A 17,944-nucleotide genomic window follows, 5' to 3' on the forward strand; every position below is an offset into this window, starting at 1 on the left:
GAGGGCAGAAAGCGCCGCTAGGTTTCGTCCTGTCGGCGCTTCGCCCGACGCCCCGCGCGGCCGCCCCGGCCCGCCCTGTTCTTGTGGAGATATGGAATGAGCATGACCAGACTCGCGCGGATGACCGCGGTGCTGGCGGTGGCTCTGGTTCCGGCGGTTGCCTTCGGGCAGACGGCCGATGCCCCGCCGAAGCATGTGCCCCTGCAGAAGACCATCGGCCAGACGCGGCCCGAGGTCGTTCCGACGCTGATCGTGATGAACGCGGAAGGCGCGACGCTGAAGGATGGCAAGCTGGTGCTGACCGGCATTGCCAAGAACTCGATCCTGTTCGCCGACCGCCCGGTGCGCGCGGCGGGCCATGCGCTCACCACGACACTTCTGGAAGAATGGGCCGATGGCAGCGACAGCTTTGCCGCCGACCCGCCCAATGCCACCGTTTCGGTCTTTGGCGAGACGGAGGATGCGGTCTATGACGCGGTGGTGGTGCTGAAGACGCCCGCGCTGGACGGCACGACTCTGACCTTCGACGTGGATGTGCTGGAAGGCAGCCTTGATGGCGCCAAGGGCGGCGCGGCGATCTTCATCGACATCATCGGGCGACCGCTGACTCCGGTGTCCTACGCCGGCGCGGCGCGGCGGACGGCCTATCGCGGCGCCTGGTACGGGGCCGCTCATCCAGCTGCCTGGGGCGCGGCGGCCGTTGGCGCCGGAATGGTGGCAGGCGCCGCGATCGCGGATGCCTCGCATCCCTACTATGCGGCGCCGCCGGTCGCCTACCCGGCGCCGCCGCCTCCCGGCTATGCCTATCCGCCCTATTGCGGCTACGCGCCCTATCCGCCCTGCTATTGAGGCGGGCCGGCCCGGCAGATCATTCTGCCGGGCCCTTCCTTTGGGCGTCGAAGTCGGGATCGGCGCCGGGCACCGGGTCATAGCCGTGACCGCCCCAGGGGTGGCAGGAGCAGACCCGGCGCACCATCAGCGCGCCGCCCTTGAGCGCGCCGTGGCGGTCCAGCGCCTCGAGCGCGTAGGCCGAACAGGTGGGCTGATAGCGGCAGCCGTGGCCGACCCAGGGCGACAGGAGCAGGCGGTAGGCCCGGACGGGCAGCGCGACCAGATGGGCGAGCGGGGTCATGCCCTGGCCTCGCGCGCCTCGGGGGCGCGGTGGATGCGGGAGAGTGCCTGGGCCAGATCGGCACAGAGATCGGAATAGCTGCGCGAGACGGTGGCATCCGGCCGGGCGACAAGCACATAGTCCCAGCCTTGCCGTGCGCCGCCGGCCAGAACTTCGCGCGCAAGGGCGCGCAGGCGGCGCTTGGCCCTGTTGCGCATCACGGCATTGCCGATCTTTTTCGAACAGGTGAAGCCGACGCGGATCACGGGATCACCATCGGCGCGGTCGCGGCCTTGCAGAAGGAACCCGGAGGTTCCCTGGCGCTGTGCCTTGGCTGCGCGCAGGTAGTCCGCACGGTGCCGCAGCACCAGAAATCCTGCAGGCGGGCAGTTTTCGGGCGCGCAAAACGAAACCGCCGGCGACCTTTCGGCGACGGTGGCATCCTGCCCTGTCACCCTGGTCTCCGGCGGCGGCATGCTGCGCCCCATTCAGACGGACCCGCCAAGCGGGACCGTTGGGTCAGATCAGGCCGACAGGACCTTGCGGCCCTTGGCGCGGCGCGCCGCCAGCACAAGACGGCCGCCCTTGGTGGCCATGCGGGCGCGGAAGCCGTGCCGGCGCTTGCGGACGAGCTGCGAGGGTTGATACGTGCGCTTCATCGCGTAACTCCATACGTCCACCCCCGAAGCCGGAAGGATTCGGAGGCGTATCCATTCGAGGCCCGTCCTTTACGGGCCGGGGCGCGGTTAGTCAATTCTCACGTGGAAGAAATTTGCCGGCGGACGCGCGGCGTGGTGGAGTATGGCCATGACCGAGGTTCCCCCATCCCGCTGGCGCCCGTGGCTGCGCCGCCTGCCCTTCCTTGTGATCCTACTGGTGGCGGTGGCGGGCGGCCTTCTGCTGCGCGACCGGCTGGACCTGGAGACGCTGGCGCAGCACCAGGCCGAGTTGATCGCCTTTCGCGACGCGCATTACCTGGCGACGGTGGCGGGGTTCATGGTGGTCTATGTGGCGATGGTGGCCTTCAGCCTGCCGGGCGCCACGGTGGCCACGCTGACAGGCGGATATCTGTTCGGCCTGTTTCCCGGCGTGGTCTACAATGTGCTGGCCGCTGGCAGCGGGGCGGTCCTTCTGTTCCTGGCAGCCCGCATGGGGTTCGGCGCCGAAACGGCGGCGCGGATCGAACGGGCGGGCGGGCGGTCCGCTTCGGTGCTGGCGGCGCTGCGGCGCAACCAGTGGCCGGCGCTGTTCCTGATGCGGCTGGCGCCGGTCGTGCCCTTCTTCCTGGCGAACCTGCTTCCCGCCTTTGCCGGCGTGGGGCTTGGCCCCTTTGCCGTGACAACCTATCTGGGCATCCTGCCGGGCGCCCTGATCCTGACCTCGATCGGGGCCGGCCTGGGCGAGGTGCTGGCAACGGGCGGCCTGCCCGATCTTTCGGTGCTGGGGGAGCCCCGGTTCCTGCTGGCCCTTACGGCGCTTTGCCTGTTGGCGGCGTTGCCGCTGTTCCTGCGCCGCCGCTAGATTCGGCACGCCTCTGCGCGGAAGTCGCGCAGGACGCCGGAAGTGCTGGGTTTTTTGTGCGCGGTTTGCTACGTCCGGCCTGGGAGCGGCCAGCCAGGGCCGCGGGGGCAAGGCGTGCCGCACAGGGGCAGCAAGAACAGATTCTTCAGCACGCTGTCGGGGCGGTTCCTGCTGCTGACGGTGGCCTTCGTGATGCTGGCCGAAATCCTGATCTTCGTGCCCTCGATGGCGCGCTTTAGGGCGGACTACCTGGTATCGCGACTGGAGAAGTCGCAGATCGCGGCGCTGTCCGTACTGGCCTCGGACCGGATGATCGCGCCGGAGCTGGAGCGCGAGTTGCTGGCCAATGCCGGTGTCTACAACGTGGTGCTGCGGCGCGACGAAGTGCGGCAACTGGTGCTGTCCTCGCCCATTCCCGCCCCCATCGTCGAAACCTATGACCTGCGTACGGCGGGACCCTGGGCGCTGATCCGCGATGCCATGGCGGTCATGCTGAACCCCGAACCGCAGGTGATCCGCGTGATCGGCTATCCGGTGCAGCAGGCGGGACAGCTGATCGAGATCACGCTGAACACCGCCGAGCTGCGGGTGTCGATGCTGGACTATGGCCTGCGCATCCTGGCCCTTTCGGCGTTGATCTCGGTTGTCACCGCCTTCCTTCTGTTCCTGGCGGTTCAACGGCTTCTGGTGGTGCCGATCCGGCGGGTGGTGCGGTCGATGCAGGCCTATGCCCAAGCGCCCGAGGATGCGCGCCGGGTGATCACGCCCGAGGCGCGGGTGGTGGAGTTGCGCATCGCGGAAGAGGCGCTGCAATCCATGCAGACCCAGCTGACCAACTCGCTGCGCCAGAAGGAGCGGCTGGCGCAACTGGGCGGGGCGGTGGCCAAGATCGCGCATGACCTGCGCAACATCCTGACCACGGCGCAGTTGTTCGCCGACCGTATCGAGGGAAGCGCGGACCCAGCCGTTGCGCGGTCGGCGCCGAAGCTGGTGGCTTCGATCAGCCGGGCGGTGTCGCTGACCGAGGCGACGCTGGCCTTCGGCAAGGCCGAGGAGCCGCCGCCGCAGCTGCGGCTGTTTGCGCTGCGGCCGCTGGTCGAGGACATCATCGAGGGCGAGGGGCTGGCTGCGGACAGCGGCCTCGTGCAGCCGATCCTGGACATTCCGCCGGGCCTGGTGCTGCGCGCCGATTCCGAGCAACTGCACCGGGTGCTGTCGAACCTGGTGCGCAATGCAAGGCAGGCCATAGAAGCGACGGGCAAGGCGGGGACCATCGAGGTTTCGGCGGGCGAGGACGATGCGCAGTGGTGGATCCGGGTGGGCGACACCGGCCCCGGCCTGCCGCCCAAGGCGCGCGAGCACCTGTTTTCGGCGTTCCAGGGCGGGGTGCGGCGGGGTGGGACCGGCCTGGGCCTGGCCATCGCGGCGGAACTGGTGCGCGGCCACGGCGGCCGGCTGGAGCTGGTGCGAACGGATGAGGACGGGTCGGAGTTCATCATCCGCCTGCCGAAACTCGCCGCAGAATCCGACGAGTGATCGCCGCTTTGGCCCTTGCAAAGCCCGAGCGGGGGGGCTAAACGCCCCCTCACGACGGACCCGTAGCTCAGCTGGATAGAGCATCAGACTACGAATCTGAGGGTCGGGCGTTCGAATCGCTCCGGGTCCGCCACCTTCCATTGAAAAGCAACAGGAAAATGCGCCGGATAGGTTCATACCCATCATTGCACCCATCTTCTATTGTGCGACTGATTGCGCCGAAGTGAGACAACGCTTCGATCAGGTCTTGAACTGGCTCCCTTTGCTTGTGCTTTAGCAAAACTCACTCATCCGGCTTGGTTTCGCCTTGATGGGTTTGCGGATACACGTGGCGCCGCCCGATCTATGGCCCCAGGTCAGCCCTTGAGAAAGTCCTCCACGAACTCGGAGACCGGCAAGACGCCGGTGAGCAGGAGGTGGTCCCGCGCGCGGGTGCAGGCGACATAAAGAAGATGGCGCTCGGTGTTGTAGACCTCTTCCAGGTCGGCATCGTCCGCCACGGCTTCGATTCGATCCGCCAGGGGAATGATCTCGTCGTCGCAGGCCATCACGGCGACGCTGCGGAACTCCAGGCCCTTGGCATGATGCATCGTGCTGATGGCAACAGCGCCTGGCTCGACCAAGGCCGATTCTCCCAGCTCGGTTACCCGCTGGCCGGCGACCTTGATGGCGGCTCGGACCCGCTTCATCTGCGCCTCGGAGCGGACGAAGATGCCGATCTCTTCCGGCGCGCTTCCCTCATCCAGGCGGGCCCGAAGCCAGTCCGCTACGGTCTGGGTCTCCTGTCCCTCGTCTTCGCAGGTAATGACCTGCGGTTGCGGGCCGTCGAACATCGACACCGTTCCGCGCCGACTTTCGGATGTGCCGTCGACGTCCGCCACGGACATCGGCAGGAGACGGTCCGCGTGCTGCCTGATCTGGTGCGAGGTGCGGTAGTTGACCCGCAAGGTGTAAGACCGGCCCCGGACGTCGAGGCCGAGCGAGCGCCAGGAAAAGGGCTGCTGGAAGATGCGCTGGCCGAGGTCCCCGGCGAGGAAGAGGCCGTTCTCGCGCCCGCCGGCCAGCGCGGCGAGGAATCGCGCTTCGGCGACGCCGAGGTCCTGGGCCTCGTCCACCACCGCGAAGTCGAAGGGCCGGGCACCACTCTGCGCCAGGTGGTCTGTCAGGCGGCCGAACACGTCCGCCATCGTCACGACGCCCCGCTCGGCGAGGCCGGCCCGGACGCGCGCCATGATCGCCCAGAGCGCCTCGCGCTGCTTGCCGCCGATCCGGGTCTTGCGGCCCAGGCGCGAGACATCGCGATAGGCCTCCCAGCTCGTCAACTGCCAGGCGTCCACGACCTCGTCCCACTCGCCGCGAAGGAACCGCGGTGTGAACCGATGGCCTTCGACCTCGGCCGCGGCCTTTGTGAGGAGCGTGTGGATCAGCGCGGAAGGGGCGATCTGCGGCTGGCCGAAGCGGTCGGCATGAAGGTCGTATCCGACCGCAGTCATCGCCTTCACCGTGATGCGCGACAGCACCTGGGGCTCGGCCCCGGCCAAGGTTACCAGCTTTGGCCGCAGCGCATTGGCCAGCGCCTTTGAGAAGGTGGTCAGAAGGATGTGGGCGCCCGGATTGGCCCGGGCCAAATGGACGGCCCGATGCAGGGCGACGATCGTCTTGCCGGTGCCGGCCGAGCCTGACACGCGCGCGGGGCCCGAGAAGTTGCGGCTGACAAGGTCGGCCTGGGCGGGGTGCAGGAAGACCGCCCACTTGTCCCAGGGGAAGTCCAGCGCCTGCCGCAGGTCTTCCGAATTGGTGAGCAGGCGGAAGCGGCGTTGGGCATCGGGATGGGCGAAGGGATCGGCCTCGGCCGGAACGGGCTGTGGCGGCTCCGGCCGCTCGCCTACGGCGAGCTTCAGCAGCGCTTCCTGCGCCTCCTGCGGCAGGTGGGCGATGATGTCGAACAGGCTGTCCTCGGTGGCCGCGCGGACATCCTCGACCCAGTCCTCGGGCACGCCGAAGGCCATCAGTTCGAACTTCCGCAGGTTATCGAACAGGCGGGGGGCAGGCCTGGTGGCGGGCGCGACTGGCCCGCTCACCTCCCTGGGCTTGAAGACCGCCACCTCTTCGACCCGTTCGCGCACCTCGACCAGCTGCATGGCGCCGGTGGTCGGGTGGCGTTCGATCTTGCGGCGTTCGGCCCAGGCATAGGCGTCGTCGTGGTGGTCGACATAGACCAGCAGGATGCCGGCTGCCGTGCGGTGGACGATGATCCGGATGTCGGCATTCACCCGCACCGACCAGAAGTTGGCGTCGCGAGTGCGGTCCAACTTGTGGAAGGACAGGCCGTTCGAGGTGGGGTCGAGTTGCAGGTCGAAGGCGGTGGTCTTGGCCGCCTTCTGCTCCTGCGCCGTCAGTCGGCCGAGGCTGTCGGTGAAGGTGTCGGCTATGCGAAACTCCAAGGAATCACCGCGCACGATAGATTAATCTGCCGCTCTCGCCCGGCTTTAGCGCTTCCTCTTTGGTGCGCCACAGGAAGTCAATCTCGACTGAACTGTTCAGCGCCTTCCCAATTTGCCCGATATAGCGGGCCGCGTAACTGGCCGAGACTCCCTGAAAGGAAAGGTCAATCGATGGAACGTATCGATACCCTTCTTCAGCACGCTCTCCGGCCACTATGTTAAGCGGCACCACCCTTGCGACTGCACCAAAGCCTCCCAATCGACCGTGGGCGATCTCCAGACACTGCTCAAGGAAACCGTTCCATGTGGTGGAGTTTGAAGCAATATCACCGATCTTGCCTGAAATGAATTTCGCATGCACTAGAGAAGGCAAGTCATCAAAAGAGTATTCAGTCGCAGTGGTTGACGGCTTGCCGACCTGAGGCTTCGTGTAATCTTCCAGGAAATCATCGATCAACTTTGTGATCACATCCTTTATCTCAAAGATCCCGGCAAGCTCACGAAGTCTTCTGAGGTCAGATTCTTTCACTTCAACGTATGGCATTGAGAACATCCTCTCGCTAATCTATATCGGAAACACCTTCATCACCTCGTCCCCGAGGTGGTTGATCACCTTCACCGCGATCCGCCCGGACTTCGGCTTCGGGAACGGGCGCGAGGTGTCGGAATACAGGCTCTCCCAGGCTTCCTCGTCGATTTCGGCCCTCAGCGTGGTCTTCAGCGCCTTGTAGGGATCGTTGGCGCCGAGGAAATAGGCGTGGCGGACGAAGAACGACTCCTCGTTGTAGTCGGTGTCCAGCATCCAAAGGGCGATGCCGTCGGTGCCTTCGCTTTGCACCTCGCCGGTCTGGGGTTTGAACACGTCCACACCGAAGACCTGGACCTGCACCATCCCGTCGCCCGCATCGGTGATACGGATATCCGGCTCGCCGAAGATCACGAACAGGTTGCCCGCGCCGGTGGTCTTCAGGTCGCCGCCCATGTGCAGGTCGGGGTTCATCCGGGCCTTCAGCACGCGGATGCGGCCCAACTTGTCGAACTCGGAGCTATGGGCGTCATAGTTGAAGGCGCAGGCGATCAGCACGTCGAAACCGGCGTCGCCCGCCTCGCGCGCGGCGGCCACAAGGTCGGGGCGGGAGACTGTGCCGAACTCGGGGCCGATGAACACGCCCGCGCGGCGCTGGGTGTCGCCTTCCATGAAGGTGCCCTCGGCCGCGATCCAGTTGCCGGGCCATCCCTTCAGGCTGGTGAAGGTGATCCTGTCCTCCTTATGCGCCTGCTGCACGCCTGCGGCTTTCAGGTTTTCCAGGATCATATGGGCGAAGTCGGTGAAGTCGCGCGGGGCCTCGGCGGCCTTGCGCTTGCCTTCGGCGGCCTCGTAGGTGTCGATCAGCTCGTCGTCCCAGTCGACGGCGAGGGAGCGGTGGGGCGACAGGCTCTCGACGGTAAAGGGGCCTGCGACGCGGACCTTGGAGGTGTCGGCGAAGGGCTTGTCGTAGAGGTATTCGAACTCGGCCTTGGCAGCGATGCTGGCGTCGATTTCGCGCTGGCGGGCGATCCGGGCCTGCCAGAACTGCGCTAGCAAGCCACGGCTGGTTTCGCTCCAGCCCTGTGGCGCCTCGCGCGGGACTTCCCATTCCAGCAGCTTCCAGGTTTCCACCTCTTCACCGGACGGCAGCTTTTCTTTCCCGCCTTCGCGGAACTCGATCTTCTTGCCCGCGCGTCCGCCGGTTTCCACCTTGAAGGGCGGGGCCGTGCCAAGGAGGGAGTGGTTCAACTCGGCCAGCTTCTGTTCCACGCCCGGCTGCATCCGGTCCCAGATCACGTCAATTTCGGCATTGTTGGCGATGGATTTCAGCGTGATGTGCGGCACGCGGTCATGGACAAAGCCCTGGCGGATACTGCCGTGGGTGGGGGTGGTTTTCGGCGGGGTGCGGGTGATCTCGGCTTCCTTCTGCTGCCCCTCGGGGCTGTCGGCCAGCAGGTAATAGGGATAGCGCGCGCCCATCAGGCGGGAGCGGGCGAGAGCGATGGCGACGCGGCTGGTGTCGATGGTGATCCAGCGCCGCCCCCATTGTTCGGCGACATAGGCCGTGGTGCCCGAGCCGCAGGTGGGATCGAGCACCAGATCGCCGGGGTCGGTGGTCATAAGAATGCAGCGTTCGATGATCCGTTCGAGCGTCTGAACAACGTAGACCTTGTCGGACGCGAAACCTGCAGTGATGGTGTCAGTCCACACGTTCGAGAGTGGAAAAACGCCGAAGTCGTCGATGAACCGCACATATCGCGGCGTGTTTCCAACAAGTTCCAGACGCTCCGCTTTGGTTAGACGAGACACACCAAGTTCGCCCGTCTTCCAGTAACCTCGATTGGGTTTGATGGCGCGTCCAACAATGTAGATCGGAAAGTCTCCGGGCGGTCTCTGGCTCGCCATGTTGTCGAGTGAAAAGACTTTCAGTTTCGGATCAAGAAGGTCCGGGTTCCGCTTTTCTTCGGGCGTCATGGAGCGGCGGCTGCCATCGTCCGATTGCAACCTTGTGTAACCAGCAGAACCATCCCCTCCAACGGACTTTCGGAAGTAGAGCTGGCGATACTTGACGTTAGATTTCGATTTAGCGGCCCAAATTACATAATCACAAACGCTGGGCAGGTAATCACTTGTTTGGCTGCTGGTTTTGATGAACGGGATGACCGCAACAACATTTTCATCCCCAAACACCTCATCCATCAGCGCCCGCACGCGGTGGACGTTCTCGTCGCCGATCTGCACGAAGATGCTGCCACTCTCGCTCAGCAGATCGCGCGCCACGGTCAGCCGGTCGCGCAGATAGGTCAGATAGGAATGGATGCCGTCCTTCCAGGTGTCGCGAAAGGCGCGGACCTGTTCGGGTTCGCGCGTCACATGGGTCTTGTCGCCATCCTTCACGTCGCGGCTGGTGGTGGACCACTGGAAGTTCGAGTTGAACTTGATGCCATAGGGCGGGTCGAAATAGATGCACTGCACCTGACCGCGTAAGCCTTCCCGCTCGGCCAGGGACGCCATCACCGACAGGCTGTCGCCCGAGATCATCCGGTTCGACCAGTGCTGGTCGTGCTGGTAGAACTCGGTCGCGGCCTCGGCATCGGGCAGGCCGTTGAAATCGGCGAACATGTCGAACTGCGGGGCGGGTTTGGCCGCCTTGGCGCGGTTGGCGCTTTCGCGTTTCAGGTCGTCGATGATGACCTTGGGGTGGACCTTTTCCTGAATGTAGAGGGGCGGGGCCTGAACGATCAGGTCGGACCAGTCCTGCTCATCCTTGCCGCGCCACACGAGCTGCGGGTCAAGATCGCGGTTGCGGCGTTCGTAGGCGAGCTGGATGGGGGACTTGTCCTGATCACGCATCAGGCTTTCGAACTCCGCCGTCGGAATGTTCTTGCGCGTGGCGTCGTGGGTGAGGGTTTCGACCTCGATGGGTTTCTTGGCCAAGGGTCAACCTTTCACAAGCAAGACGCGGTAATGCCGGGGGGCGACCTGATGCACCTGCACACGGTCACCCGGTTCGGCATCGTGGTTGGCGAAGAACCGCCGGGTCCAGCTGCGGTCGCGGAAGAAGCGGTGCGTGGGGCAGATGTCGGTTTGGGTGGGCGGCATCCCCGGTGACTCGACCACGGCGAGGGTGGGCGGAGCGGTGTCACGGCCGCCGACGAGGTCTTCCGGGAAGTGATGCAGGAAGGCGCGCAGGTAGAAGTGGTTGTTCTTCAGGTTGCCCTCGGTCAGCACCGTTTCGCCCAGGAGGGAACCGGGGGCGGCTGGCTGCGGGGAGGTCACGGGCATGGCGGACACTTTCGGGGGGCGGGACGGAGCCCGAGGGGTGATCGGGCGGGCCGTGGACGGCTGCGGGGCGGGCATGTCGGCGGCGGGCATGTCAGGTCCGAGTTGCGCCACGATGGCCGCGCTGACCTGCGGGTCGAGCGTGAAAAGGGTGATCGCACCGTTCGGGTGGCGATAGGGCACGGGCCGGGGAAGGACGCGGAGATCGGCCAGCTTCCAGGGTGTGGTCCACTTCGCAACCTCGCCGCTGCGGATCATCGCCTCGGGGATGCGGTGGTGGTCGAAGGTGGCGACCATCTCGTCGGGCGAGAGCGGAAAGCCGACATCTGCGAGGCGCGCGATCGAGGACACCACGCCGCTGCCCTTGCGGATGAGGCCGATCCAGCCCCGGTACGAGGGGCGCTGGCCGCGCATCTCCCATGGCTTCTGGCCGGTCTGGATCAGGTCGATCCAGGGTTCACGGATGACGAGGCCCTTTTCGATTCTCATGTCGCCTCAGACTTGTTCACAATGCGCCGGAGTCTCGGATGGCATGAGTCAGCGGCCATCGCTGCGCTCCTGCGCCGAGAGTACCGCTGCTACACGACCTAAGGCTGCGAGGTAGGCCATACGTGTCTTTTCCATCCAGTCGATAATGGTCGGCCAGTCCGCTTCATTCGCATAGCCCTTGTCGAAACGTGTCGAGAGCAAGTTCTCTCCTGACGCTTGAAAGGTGGCACCGAGGGCAGTTTCGAGCTCAGCCGCGAATGGTGAAAGCTGGTCGAAGATGGGCTGGATGGTGCCGCCACGGGCTGGGCGAAGGAAAGCGCCACAATCGTCAGAGCCGATCCAGAGTGAAAGATTGGCGGGGGCTGCAAGACCATCGACGCGCGCCCAAACCGAAGAGGTCGCCACGGGCTTGATGCCAAGGTCCGCAACAGCGGGATAGCGAGTATGGTAGGCGGACCAGAAGGCGCGGCGACGCTCACCCAGGGCGGTCGGCGCTTCGGCTTTTCGACGTGTGGTGGTCAATCGGCGTTCCCACCCATTTGGTTGGGCGACAACTTCGAAGATCGGAGCGTAAGGGCTGTCGCCGATCCGAACCACGCGAAGCTTGACCCCGAAAAAGGCAAAACGTTCAGAGGTGTGTTCGTTGAGCCAATTGACAGCGGACAAGTGTGGTTCCCGAAAGCTCGGAGAAATCCAGATGACGGTCTGCGCCTCCAAACCGGCGAGATACGTCAGGATTTGTCCAAGATGTGTGTGATCGGTTGCTTCCAGCTGGTTCTCGATCAGGACGACGGTGTCATCCATAGGGTTGCGGGCAAGAATGTCCGCCTCGAACGCCTCCACTCGAACTTCGGTGCCGGTCAATTCGAGTGGAATTCCGATAGCCTTGGCCAACCCGTCGATATTTGCGGCAAGCCAAGGGGTGAAATCGCGCTCTTCGTGAAACCAAGCTTCACGGGGAGCGATGTCGGCGAGGGTTCCAAACGGGGGCGATGTCATTCGACCAGAATCCCTTGTCGCGCCTGTCCTGCGCCGAGACTTTCAAGCAGTTTGTCGAACTGTTCCTCCATCTCGTAAACCGCCGTGAACTCGGCAAATTCCCATCGCCCGAACTTGCCGAGGTTGTTGACGCCGGGCACCCAGTAAGCGCGCATGGTGTTTGCCTTGTCCTTGGCATCCTCGCCGCGGAAGCCCTTAATCTCGACGATCAGGTTCAGCGGGTCAGGCTTGCCGCCGTAGGTGAGGTGACCATCGTCGACCTGGACGATGAAGTCGGGGATGTATTTGCGCGGGGTGGAGCCATAGAGGTAGGGCACTTCGAGCCCGAGCCCTTGGTTCTTGACGTAGGACAGGACGCGCGGGTGGGCCTCAGCCACGCGGGCGAACTCTGCCTCCCAATCGCTGTCGCAGACGACCCAGTTGACGTGCGACTTGTCGGGGCGGGTTTGCCAGCGCAGCGCCTTGGAGGTGGTGAAATTGACGTAGGAGGTGGAGCCAGTCGGGTTGTAGGCGTCAAGGATCGCCTTGACCGGCCGTTCGCCCTGCAAGGTTTCCGTGATGGCCGACTTGATGCGTTCGGCCGCCATGTCGGCCAGTTCCTTGTAGAGAAGCTGGGCCGGGTAGGTGCCGCCGGTGCATTTCAGGTAGCCGCCTTCCAGCCACTGGCGGGTGATCCGCTTAAGCTGTCCGAAGAGGTGCAGCTTCGGCTCCTCCCCCGGGTCGCGGTACTTCGTGTAGAGCAGGTGCCGCGCGAGGTGGAAGAGAACCGTCGATGCGCGGGTGTCTTCGAGGTGCTGAAGAGTCAGGTCGACGCCTTCGCCGATGATGCCCTGTGTCCTGGTGTTCGACGGCCCGACAAGGGTCGAGGTCAGTTCGAGGACATGGTCGGGACCGAACCTCGCCTCCAGCCGCTCGTCGGGCAGTTCGACGCGATAGCCTTCGACGCGGGGGAAGGTGATTTCCAGCGCGTCGCGGTCGGGCCTCAAGGCGTGGACGCGGACAGTCTCGCGCGGCTTGGCCGGCGGCGAGACCACGGGCTTGGCGGCGAAGTCGAATGGGATGCCGAGGACATCGGCATACTCGACGTTGAAGAGGCCTTCGTCGTTCAGTTCATAGGACTGGCGCCGCAGCGCCCGCCCGACCACCTGCTCACAAAGCAGCTGGGTGCCGAAGGCGCGGACGCCGAGAACGTGCGTGACCGTGTTCGCATCCCAGCCTTCGGTCAGCATCGAGACCGATACGACACAGCGAATCTGCTCGCCCAGCCGGCCTTTCTTGCCGACCGTGTTCATCACCTCGCGCAGCAGGGTGGATTCGTCGATCTTGTCGCCTGCGGTGATGTCGCCGGTCCGTTCGATCAGTTCGCGCTTGAACTGCTCGATCTCGGTGGCGGCAATCTCCCGGAAGTCCTTGTCCAACGCCTCGCCGGACTCCAGCTGGGCGCTGTCGATCAGGATGGTGTTGGGGCGGGCAAGGCGGTTGCCGAAATCGTCGAAGTTCCGGAACAGGGCCAGCCGGCCGTTTTCTAGAGTCGACTGGCCGTCTTCGTCACCGGGGCGTTCGAAGCCCGAGATATACTTGTAGATCAGTTCCGAGGTCGCAGTATTGTTGCACACCACGATGAAGACCGGGGGGACGCCGATGCCTTCATCGTGCCAGAGCCGGAAGGTTTTCTCATAGTGCCCGTACAGAGCCTCCAGGGCTGTCAGCAGTTCGACCGGTAGGCTGAGCGGATCGGCGGCCTTGCCGCCCGAGCGTCCCTTCTTCGGGAGCTTCTTGCCGATATGATCCCATAGGTTGCGGAACTTGGGGGTGTCTCCGCCGGGAACGTCGTCAGCGATCGGCACCCGCGGCAACTTCACGATGCCGCATTCGATGGCGTCCATTAGCGAGAAGTCCGACATCGTCCATGGGAAGAGCGTGCCCTCGATGTAACCGGACCCGCGCAAGAAGAACGGCGTGGCCGACAGGTCATAGACCATGCGAATGCCAAGCTTGCGCTTTACGGCCTCCAGCCCGGAAATCCACAACCGCGCAGCCTCGTTGTTTTCCTTGGCCTCGCTCTTCTCGTCGCCCTTCAGGTCATCTTCCTTCTCGCCCATGGCATCGCGGACCCGCTCACGATAGCAGTGGTGGGCCTCGTCGTTGATCACCACGATGTTCTTCTGGCCCATCAGGTCGCCCATGACCCGTTGGATCATCTCGCCTTCCGTTTCCTGGGTCTGGACCTTGTCGCCCCGCCAACCTTCAAGCGCCTCGCGCGTGCCTTTGGCGATCGCCAGCTTCTCGCGCAGCTTGAAGGCGTGGTAGTTGGTGATGACGATCTTGGCGCTCTGGACATCGCGCAGCATGTCGGGCGGGACGATTTCGCGACTCCGGTAGTAGCTGTCGGGGTCGTTGGGCAGTAGCACCCGCAGCCGGTCTCGAATGGTGATGCCCGGCGATACGATCAGGAAACGGCTTGAGAACTGCCTGCTGTTCGGGTGCCGAACGGCATTGACCGTCTGCCACGCGATCAGCATCGCCATAACCGTGGTCTTGCCGGCGCCGGTCGCCAGCTTCAGGGCGGTCCGCAGAAGTTCCGGATTCGCCTGGGCATTCGCCCCCTCAATATGGTTTCGGAACTTGGCGCCTCGCGGGCCCATGTGAGGCGCGACCTCGGTCAACCAGATCGCTGTCTCGACGGCCTCAATCTGACAGAAGAAGGGGCGGACGCCGCCGAACTGATGATGTCGCCAGTGCTGCAGGAGGCGAGCAGTTTCGGGCGTAACGAGCCACTGATCCGGGTTCGGCAGTTTGCGCCACGAATCCACATACCCCCGCAGTTCGTTGATGATCGGGGTGGGGTTGTACTCCTGCTCGGCAGTCGAAAGGCCATCCTGACCGCCGAGGATAAATGAGCCCTGCTTCGAAGCTTTGGTTTGCTTTTTCGGCGGCGGGACGGGAGTGATCAGATCGGACCGGCGACGAGAGGGCAGTATTCGGTTGGTCGGTTGGCCTTCGGGATCCAGTTCCCAGTGTCGGTCCGGGTATTCATAGGGTGAGTTGAGGATCGGCTTCTCGAAAAACGAAGCAGCTTCCATAGATTTACTCCACGCCACCGACAAACATAGCTTCCTCGCGCGAACACTAGACGAGCCGATCCGCCGCGCGGAAGAGGAAAGTGGCTAGGCGTCCACGATCGGACTCTGTGTTGATGATCCGGACGCCGCCATGTGCCGTTGGCCTCGGCCGTCAGACAGAATCTGGATACTCAGCGGCAAAGCCTGCAAGCAGCCGGAGCCCGTTGCGCAGGTTCTGATCGTGTGGACGACCGTTCGATGATCTCCAACAGGAGGGCCTGATGCCGATCACCGCTGTTGAGGCCGTTGTCGGCGTGGGTGCCAGATTTGCCGAGGCAGCTGCCCAGGATGGCGCGGACGGCGCCGACGCGGGCGCTGGTCGCATGTGGATTCGGCACATCACCGTGAATGCACGCTTCTCGCAGGTCTGCCCGATTGACGACATGGACCAGTTGCGTAGGCGGCCCGATCGGTCGACGGGATCGACCGTTCGACTACAGTCTTCGGTCATGTTCCAATATCGGAAGTGGTAGGCTATGCCCCACAGCCCGGTATCGGTCGCGACCTTGGGCGAAAGCCCGTTTCATCCCGCCCTAGCCGACATAGCGGGCAAGAACGGCCTGTTCCTCCCGCGTCGCATGGCGGCCCTCGGCCGTCAGCTTCTTCACAAGCTCGATCGCGGCGATGTTGCCGGACAGCTTCTGGCCATCCGTTCCGGTACCAAGCCCAAGCTCTGGTGTGATGACGAAGTTGCCGGGGTTCTCCCCGGTCAGACCTGCCGCCGCGGGCTCCGGATGTTCTTCCGGCTCGGCGTCGTCGGTCAGTCCTGGGTCGGCATCCTCTTCTTGAGGAACGGCGACGCTATCTCGCTCCAGACCTCCTCCGTTGTCTGGCCGGGCCGCCGCTCCGCCTCGATTTCCGCCACCGCCATTTCCGACAGCGCCGTCGCCTCCCGCGTCAGGAACGTCCTGTCCTGCGCTTTGAACTTGGCTGGGCTCTGTTCCTTCCACCGGTCCAGGAAGATCTGCGTCAGCGTTTCCTTGTTCATTGGCGGGGTGCTCCGTGGGGGCGGTGCCGGCCATGGTATCACCATCGCCAGCAGGTTGCGATGCCGGCGGCGTCTTAGACGCCTCCAGCCGCATCTTGCGGATTTCCACATTCCCAAGCAGCTGGATCCATAGCGGTCACAACCTCGCCATCCAGATTGAGGTCATCGCTGATTTGTTTGTAGACAACCTTCTCACACTCCCCGTTGCCAGAAATGGCAAGAATGTCCGCGTATTGCAGCGCCAGCGTCCGTTTCATTCCGCCGCTCTCGTGGCCGAGCATTGCGCCATTCCAATCGGCGGGCGGAACGTGCGGAACCTTTGCGCGGGTATTTCTTCTAAGCCCGCTAACTGCGTTAGGTTTCGGCCCGAGCGGTGAAAAGTAGAGATAGACATGGGGCCAAGTCCTGTCAGCTTTTCAAGGCTCTAAAGTGAGCAGAAGTGTTTCGTGGGAAAGGGTTCCGCAAGGTTCCGCGGTGAAAACTATCCCGCGCTTGTGTTGAGTTCATGCGCGACGTTCCGCGCTCCAAGTCGGCCGAGGTGCCGTAGCCGTCAACCTCAATCCGGGTCGCTGGCATCAGGCGCGACGTAGAGGGCGAGATCGCGGTTAGGACCGCTCGTGAACTTCCCTCGACGTTGCCAGCCGGCCCTCGTAAGGATCGAGGCCACCCTCATCGCCTCAGGCTTGCCTCGACGCTCCAACGGTATGCCCAGAAGCTGCAACACGTCTTTGGTGCTGGACTCAGCCTTATCTGCGACCGCGGACAGGACATCTGCTGTCCAAGGATCGTCGCTTGCACGGGAGGCGACAGTTAGCGCGGCCTCTTCCTCGTCCACTCGGTCCAACCACCAAATTGTGCCGGACCGAAACAGCGCGACCGCCTCTGCCCAAATTTGGTCGCGGTCCGCCGCAAGGTCAGCCAGCGAAGTTTTCCCGACTTTGACCGGCCAGAACCGACGCCCGCCGGTCTCGTCGTTCAGGTAGTCAACTCGATTGGTCGTTGCGGCAAACACGCAGCGGCGCGGCTCCACCACCTCAGTGTGAGCGTACGGGGGACGGTATCGCTCCTCCGTGCGCGAAAGAAAGGCTTTCGCCGCCTCGATGTCCGTGCGTCGCATCGCGGCAAGTTCAGGCAATTCGATGACCCACTTGCCGCGCAAAGCCAGGCTGGCGTCCTTCGAGTGAAGGTCGGCGAGCCCGTCGTGGAACCATGCTTCCCCGGCCAGAATGCGCAACGCGGAGGATTTACCTGCCCCCTGCGGACCTTCCAGCACCAGCACGCAGTCCGCTTTGCACCCCGGCTGCAATGCCCTGGCGACGGCCGAAACGAGCCAAGCTTGCCCGACTTTCCGCGCGAAGTTGGCGGGCGCCACGCCGCAGTACCGCTCCAACCAATCGGCCACTCGCGGCTTTCCGTCCCACTGTAGGCCTTCGAGGTAGTCTCGGATCGGCGAGAGCATATGCTCACCCGCGACGAAAGCGAGTGCGTCTGCAACAGCTGCGCGGGGAGCGTTCGGATGGCCGGCGCGGTTGAACCAGCGCACTGCGGCGGTGATGTCAGCATCGCGAAGCGGCCGAGGAGTGAATGTCGACTTCGGCGTCCTTGAACCGGGCATGGGTCGAAGAAGGACCGGAAGCGCCGAGAGCTCGTCGTAGGCCAAGACGCCAGCCCATGCTGGATCGGTCTCCATGGTCGAGCAGGCCAAGTCGACGGACCAGCGTTCGTGACGCCCCTGTCTCGGTGGCGTTGGCTGGGGTGCGAGGTCGTCGACGGTGGGCGCCTTGACGGAGCCGAGTACCTGCTCCGTCTCTGTCCGTGCGGCACTCCGTCTAGCCATGGTCCTGGCCTCGAATGTGGAAAAGGAAAGCTTGACGGTCGGAATATGGGATTGATCGCCAGATCGCTCCGAGATAGGCGCGGCGC

Annotated in this window: 16 protein-coding genes and 1 tRNA gene; 5 read left to right on the top strand and 12 right to left on the bottom strand. The window is 64.2% G+C overall.

Going from position 1 to position 17,944, the window contains the following annotated elements; genetic code table 11:
- Positions 1–96: 96 nt before the first annotated feature.
- A complete protein-coding gene (locus JO391_RS14065; RefSeq protein ID WP_220661094.1) occupies positions 97–849 on the top strand; it encodes a hypothetical protein in 753 nt (250 codons plus the stop codon).
- Between the two features lie 19 nt (positions 850–868).
- On the opposite strand, the gene yidD is transcribed toward JO391_RS14065, so the two are convergent.
- From yidD to rpmH, 3 genes are read right to left on the bottom strand one after another with little or no spacing between them, the layout of a single operon-like run.
- Positions 869–1,132 carry a membrane protein insertion efficiency factor YidD gene (gene yidD / locus JO391_RS14070; protein WP_220661095.1) on the bottom strand — a complete coding sequence of 88 codons (264 nt, stop codon included), beginning with the start codon at positions 1,130–1,132 and terminating at the stop codon, positions 869–871.
- Positions 1,129–1,587, bottom strand: a complete 459-nt coding sequence (gene rnpA, locus JO391_RS14075; protein WP_220661096.1) for a ribonuclease P protein component — start codon at positions 1,585–1,587, stop codon at positions 1,129–1,131. The genes yidD and rnpA overlap by 4 nt, the downstream gene beginning before the upstream one ends.
- A gap of 48 nt (positions 1,588–1,635) precedes the next feature.
- Positions 1,636–1,770: a 50S ribosomal protein L34 gene (rpmH, locus tag JO391_RS14080; protein WP_220661097.1), complete on the bottom strand. Its 135-nt coding sequence runs from the start codon at positions 1,768–1,770 to the stop codon at positions 1,636–1,638.
- Positions 1,771–1,918: 148 nt separating this feature from the next.
- On the opposite strand from rpmH, the gene JO391_RS14085 reads away from it, so the two are divergent.
- From JO391_RS14085 to JO391_RS14095, 3 genes are all read left to right on the top strand, one after another.
- Complete coding sequence (locus JO391_RS14085) at positions 1,919–2,632, top strand: TVP38/TMEM64 family protein (protein WP_220661098.1); 714 nt, start codon at positions 1,919–1,921, stop codon at positions 2,630–2,632.
- Between the two features lie 192 nt (positions 2,633–2,824).
- Entirely contained in the window at positions 2,825–4,168 is a 1,344-nt protein-coding gene (locus tag JO391_RS14090; protein WP_220664568.1) for a sensor histidine kinase, read from the top strand.
- 56 nt (positions 4,169–4,224) lie between these two features.
- Positions 4,225–4,301 (top strand) — tRNA-Arg (locus JO391_RS14095).
- A gap of 223 nt (positions 4,302–4,524) precedes the next feature.
- Here the strand turns inward: JO391_RS14095 and JO391_RS14100 are convergent.
- The 6 genes from JO391_RS14100 to JO391_RS14125 are packed head-to-tail and all read right to left on the bottom strand — an operon-like array spanning position 4,525 to position 14,994.
- The gene (locus tag JO391_RS14100) at positions 4,525–6,612 is read right to left on the bottom strand and encodes a 3'-5' exonuclease (RefSeq protein ID WP_220661099.1); all 2,088 of its coding nucleotides are present in this window, start codon (positions 6,610–6,612) and stop codon (positions 4,525–4,527) included.
- A gap of 4 nt (positions 6,613–6,616) precedes the next feature.
- Complete coding sequence (locus JO391_RS14105) at positions 6,617–7,156, bottom strand: T4SS efffector SepA family protein (protein WP_220661100.1); 540 nt, start codon at positions 7,154–7,156, stop codon at positions 6,617–6,619.
- A gap of 21 nt (positions 7,157–7,177) precedes the next feature.
- On the bottom strand, positions 7,178–10,078 hold the full coding sequence (locus tag JO391_RS14110) for a site-specific DNA-methyltransferase (RefSeq protein ID WP_220661101.1): 2,901 nt from the start codon (positions 10,076–10,078) through the stop codon (positions 7,178–7,180).
- A gap of 3 nt (positions 10,079–10,081) precedes the next feature.
- The gene (locus JO391_RS14115) at positions 10,082–10,912 is read right to left on the bottom strand and encodes a hypothetical protein (protein ID WP_220661102.1); all 831 of its coding nucleotides are present in this window, start codon (positions 10,910–10,912) and stop codon (positions 10,082–10,084) included.
- Positions 10,913–10,960: 48 nt separating this feature from the next.
- Positions 10,961–11,911 carry a hypothetical protein gene (locus JO391_RS14120; protein ID WP_220661103.1) on the bottom strand — a complete coding sequence of 317 codons (951 nt, stop codon included), beginning with the start codon at positions 11,909–11,911 and terminating at the stop codon, positions 10,961–10,963.
- Positions 11,908–14,994: a BPTD_3080 family restriction endonuclease gene (locus JO391_RS14125; protein WP_220661104.1), complete on the bottom strand. Its 3,087-nt coding sequence runs from the start codon at positions 14,992–14,994 to the stop codon at positions 11,908–11,910. The genes JO391_RS14120 and JO391_RS14125 overlap by 4 nt, the downstream gene beginning before the upstream one ends.
- 260 nt (positions 14,995–15,254) lie before the next feature.
- On the opposite strand from JO391_RS14125, the gene JO391_RS14130 reads away from it, so the two are divergent.
- A complete protein-coding gene (locus JO391_RS14130) occupies positions 15,255–15,506 on the top strand; it encodes a hypothetical protein (protein WP_220661105.1) in 252 nt (83 codons plus the stop codon).
- Between the two features lie 60 nt (positions 15,507–15,566).
- Here JO391_RS14130 and JO391_RS14135 read toward each other — a convergent pair whose 3' ends face one another.
- The 3 genes from JO391_RS14135 to JO391_RS14145 all read right to left on the bottom strand — a co-directional run bounded on the left by JO391_RS14135 (position 15,567) and on the right by JO391_RS14145 (position 17,681).
- The gene (locus JO391_RS14135) at positions 15,567–16,055 is read right to left on the bottom strand and encodes a hypothetical protein (RefSeq protein ID WP_220661106.1); all 489 of its coding nucleotides are present in this window, start codon (positions 16,053–16,055) and stop codon (positions 15,567–15,569) included.
- A 40-nt stretch (positions 16,056–16,095) separates the two neighbouring features.
- The gene (locus tag JO391_RS14140) at positions 16,096–16,278 is read right to left on the bottom strand and encodes a hypothetical protein (RefSeq protein WP_220661107.1); all 183 of its coding nucleotides are present in this window, start codon (positions 16,276–16,278) and stop codon (positions 16,096–16,098) included.
- A gap of 299 nt (positions 16,279–16,577) precedes the next feature.
- Positions 16,578–17,681 carry a virulence-associated E family protein gene (locus tag JO391_RS14145; protein WP_220661108.1) on the bottom strand — a complete coding sequence of 368 codons (1,104 nt, stop codon included), beginning with the start codon at positions 17,679–17,681 and terminating at the stop codon, positions 16,578–16,580.
- Positions 17,682–17,944: the final 263 nt, after the last annotated feature.

Source organism: Neotabrizicola shimadae, from assembly GCF_019623905.1.
GTDB classification, from domain to species: Bacteria; Pseudomonadota; Alphaproteobacteria; order Rhodobacterales; family Rhodobacteraceae; genus Neotabrizicola; species Neotabrizicola shimadae.

Bases quoted from the DNA above. Each gene is read 5' to 3' on its own strand.
- JO391_RS14065 (WP_220661094.1), top strand. From the start codon at position 97: ATGAGCATGACCAGACTCGCGCGGATGACCGCGGTGCTGGCGGTGGCT.
- yidD (WP_220661095.1), bottom strand. From the start codon at position 1,132: ATGACCCCGCTCGCCCATCTGGTCGCGCTGCCCGTCCGGGCCTACCGC.
- rnpA (WP_220661096.1), bottom strand. From the start codon at position 1,587: ATGCCGCCGCCGGAGACCAGGGTGACAGGGCAGGATGCCACCGTCGCC.
- rpmH (WP_220661097.1), bottom strand. From the start codon at position 1,770: ATGAAGCGCACGTATCAACCCTCGCAGCTCGTCCGCAAGCGCCGGCAC.
- JO391_RS14085 (WP_220661098.1), top strand. From the start codon at position 1,919: ATGACCGAGGTTCCCCCATCCCGCTGGCGCCCGTGGCTGCGCCGCCTG.
- JO391_RS14090 (WP_220664568.1), top strand. From the start codon at position 2,825: ATGCTGGCCGAAATCCTGATCTTCGTGCCCTCGATGGCGCGCTTTAGG.
- JO391_RS14105 (WP_220661100.1), bottom strand. From the start codon at position 7,156: ATGCCATACGTTGAAGTGAAAGAATCTGACCTCAGAAGACTTCGTGAG.
- JO391_RS14115 (WP_220661102.1), bottom strand. From the start codon at position 10,912: ATGAGAATCGAAAAGGGCCTCGTCATCCGTGAACCCTGGATCGACCTG.
- JO391_RS14120 (WP_220661103.1), bottom strand. From the start codon at position 11,911: ATGACATCGCCCCCGTTTGGAACCCTCGCCGACATCGCTCCCCGTGAA.
- JO391_RS14125 (WP_220661104.1), bottom strand. From the start codon at position 14,994: ATGGAAGCTGCTTCGTTTTTCGAGAAGCCGATCCTCAACTCACCCTAT.
- JO391_RS14130 (WP_220661105.1), top strand. From the start codon at position 15,255: ATGCCGATCACCGCTGTTGAGGCCGTTGTCGGCGTGGGTGCCAGATTT.
- JO391_RS14135 (WP_220661106.1), bottom strand. From the start codon at position 16,055: ATGGCCGGCACCGCCCCCACGGAGCACCCCGCCAATGAACAAGGAAAC.
- JO391_RS14140 (WP_220661107.1), bottom strand. From the start codon at position 16,278: ATGAAACGGACGCTGGCGCTGCAATACGCGGACATTCTTGCCATTTCT.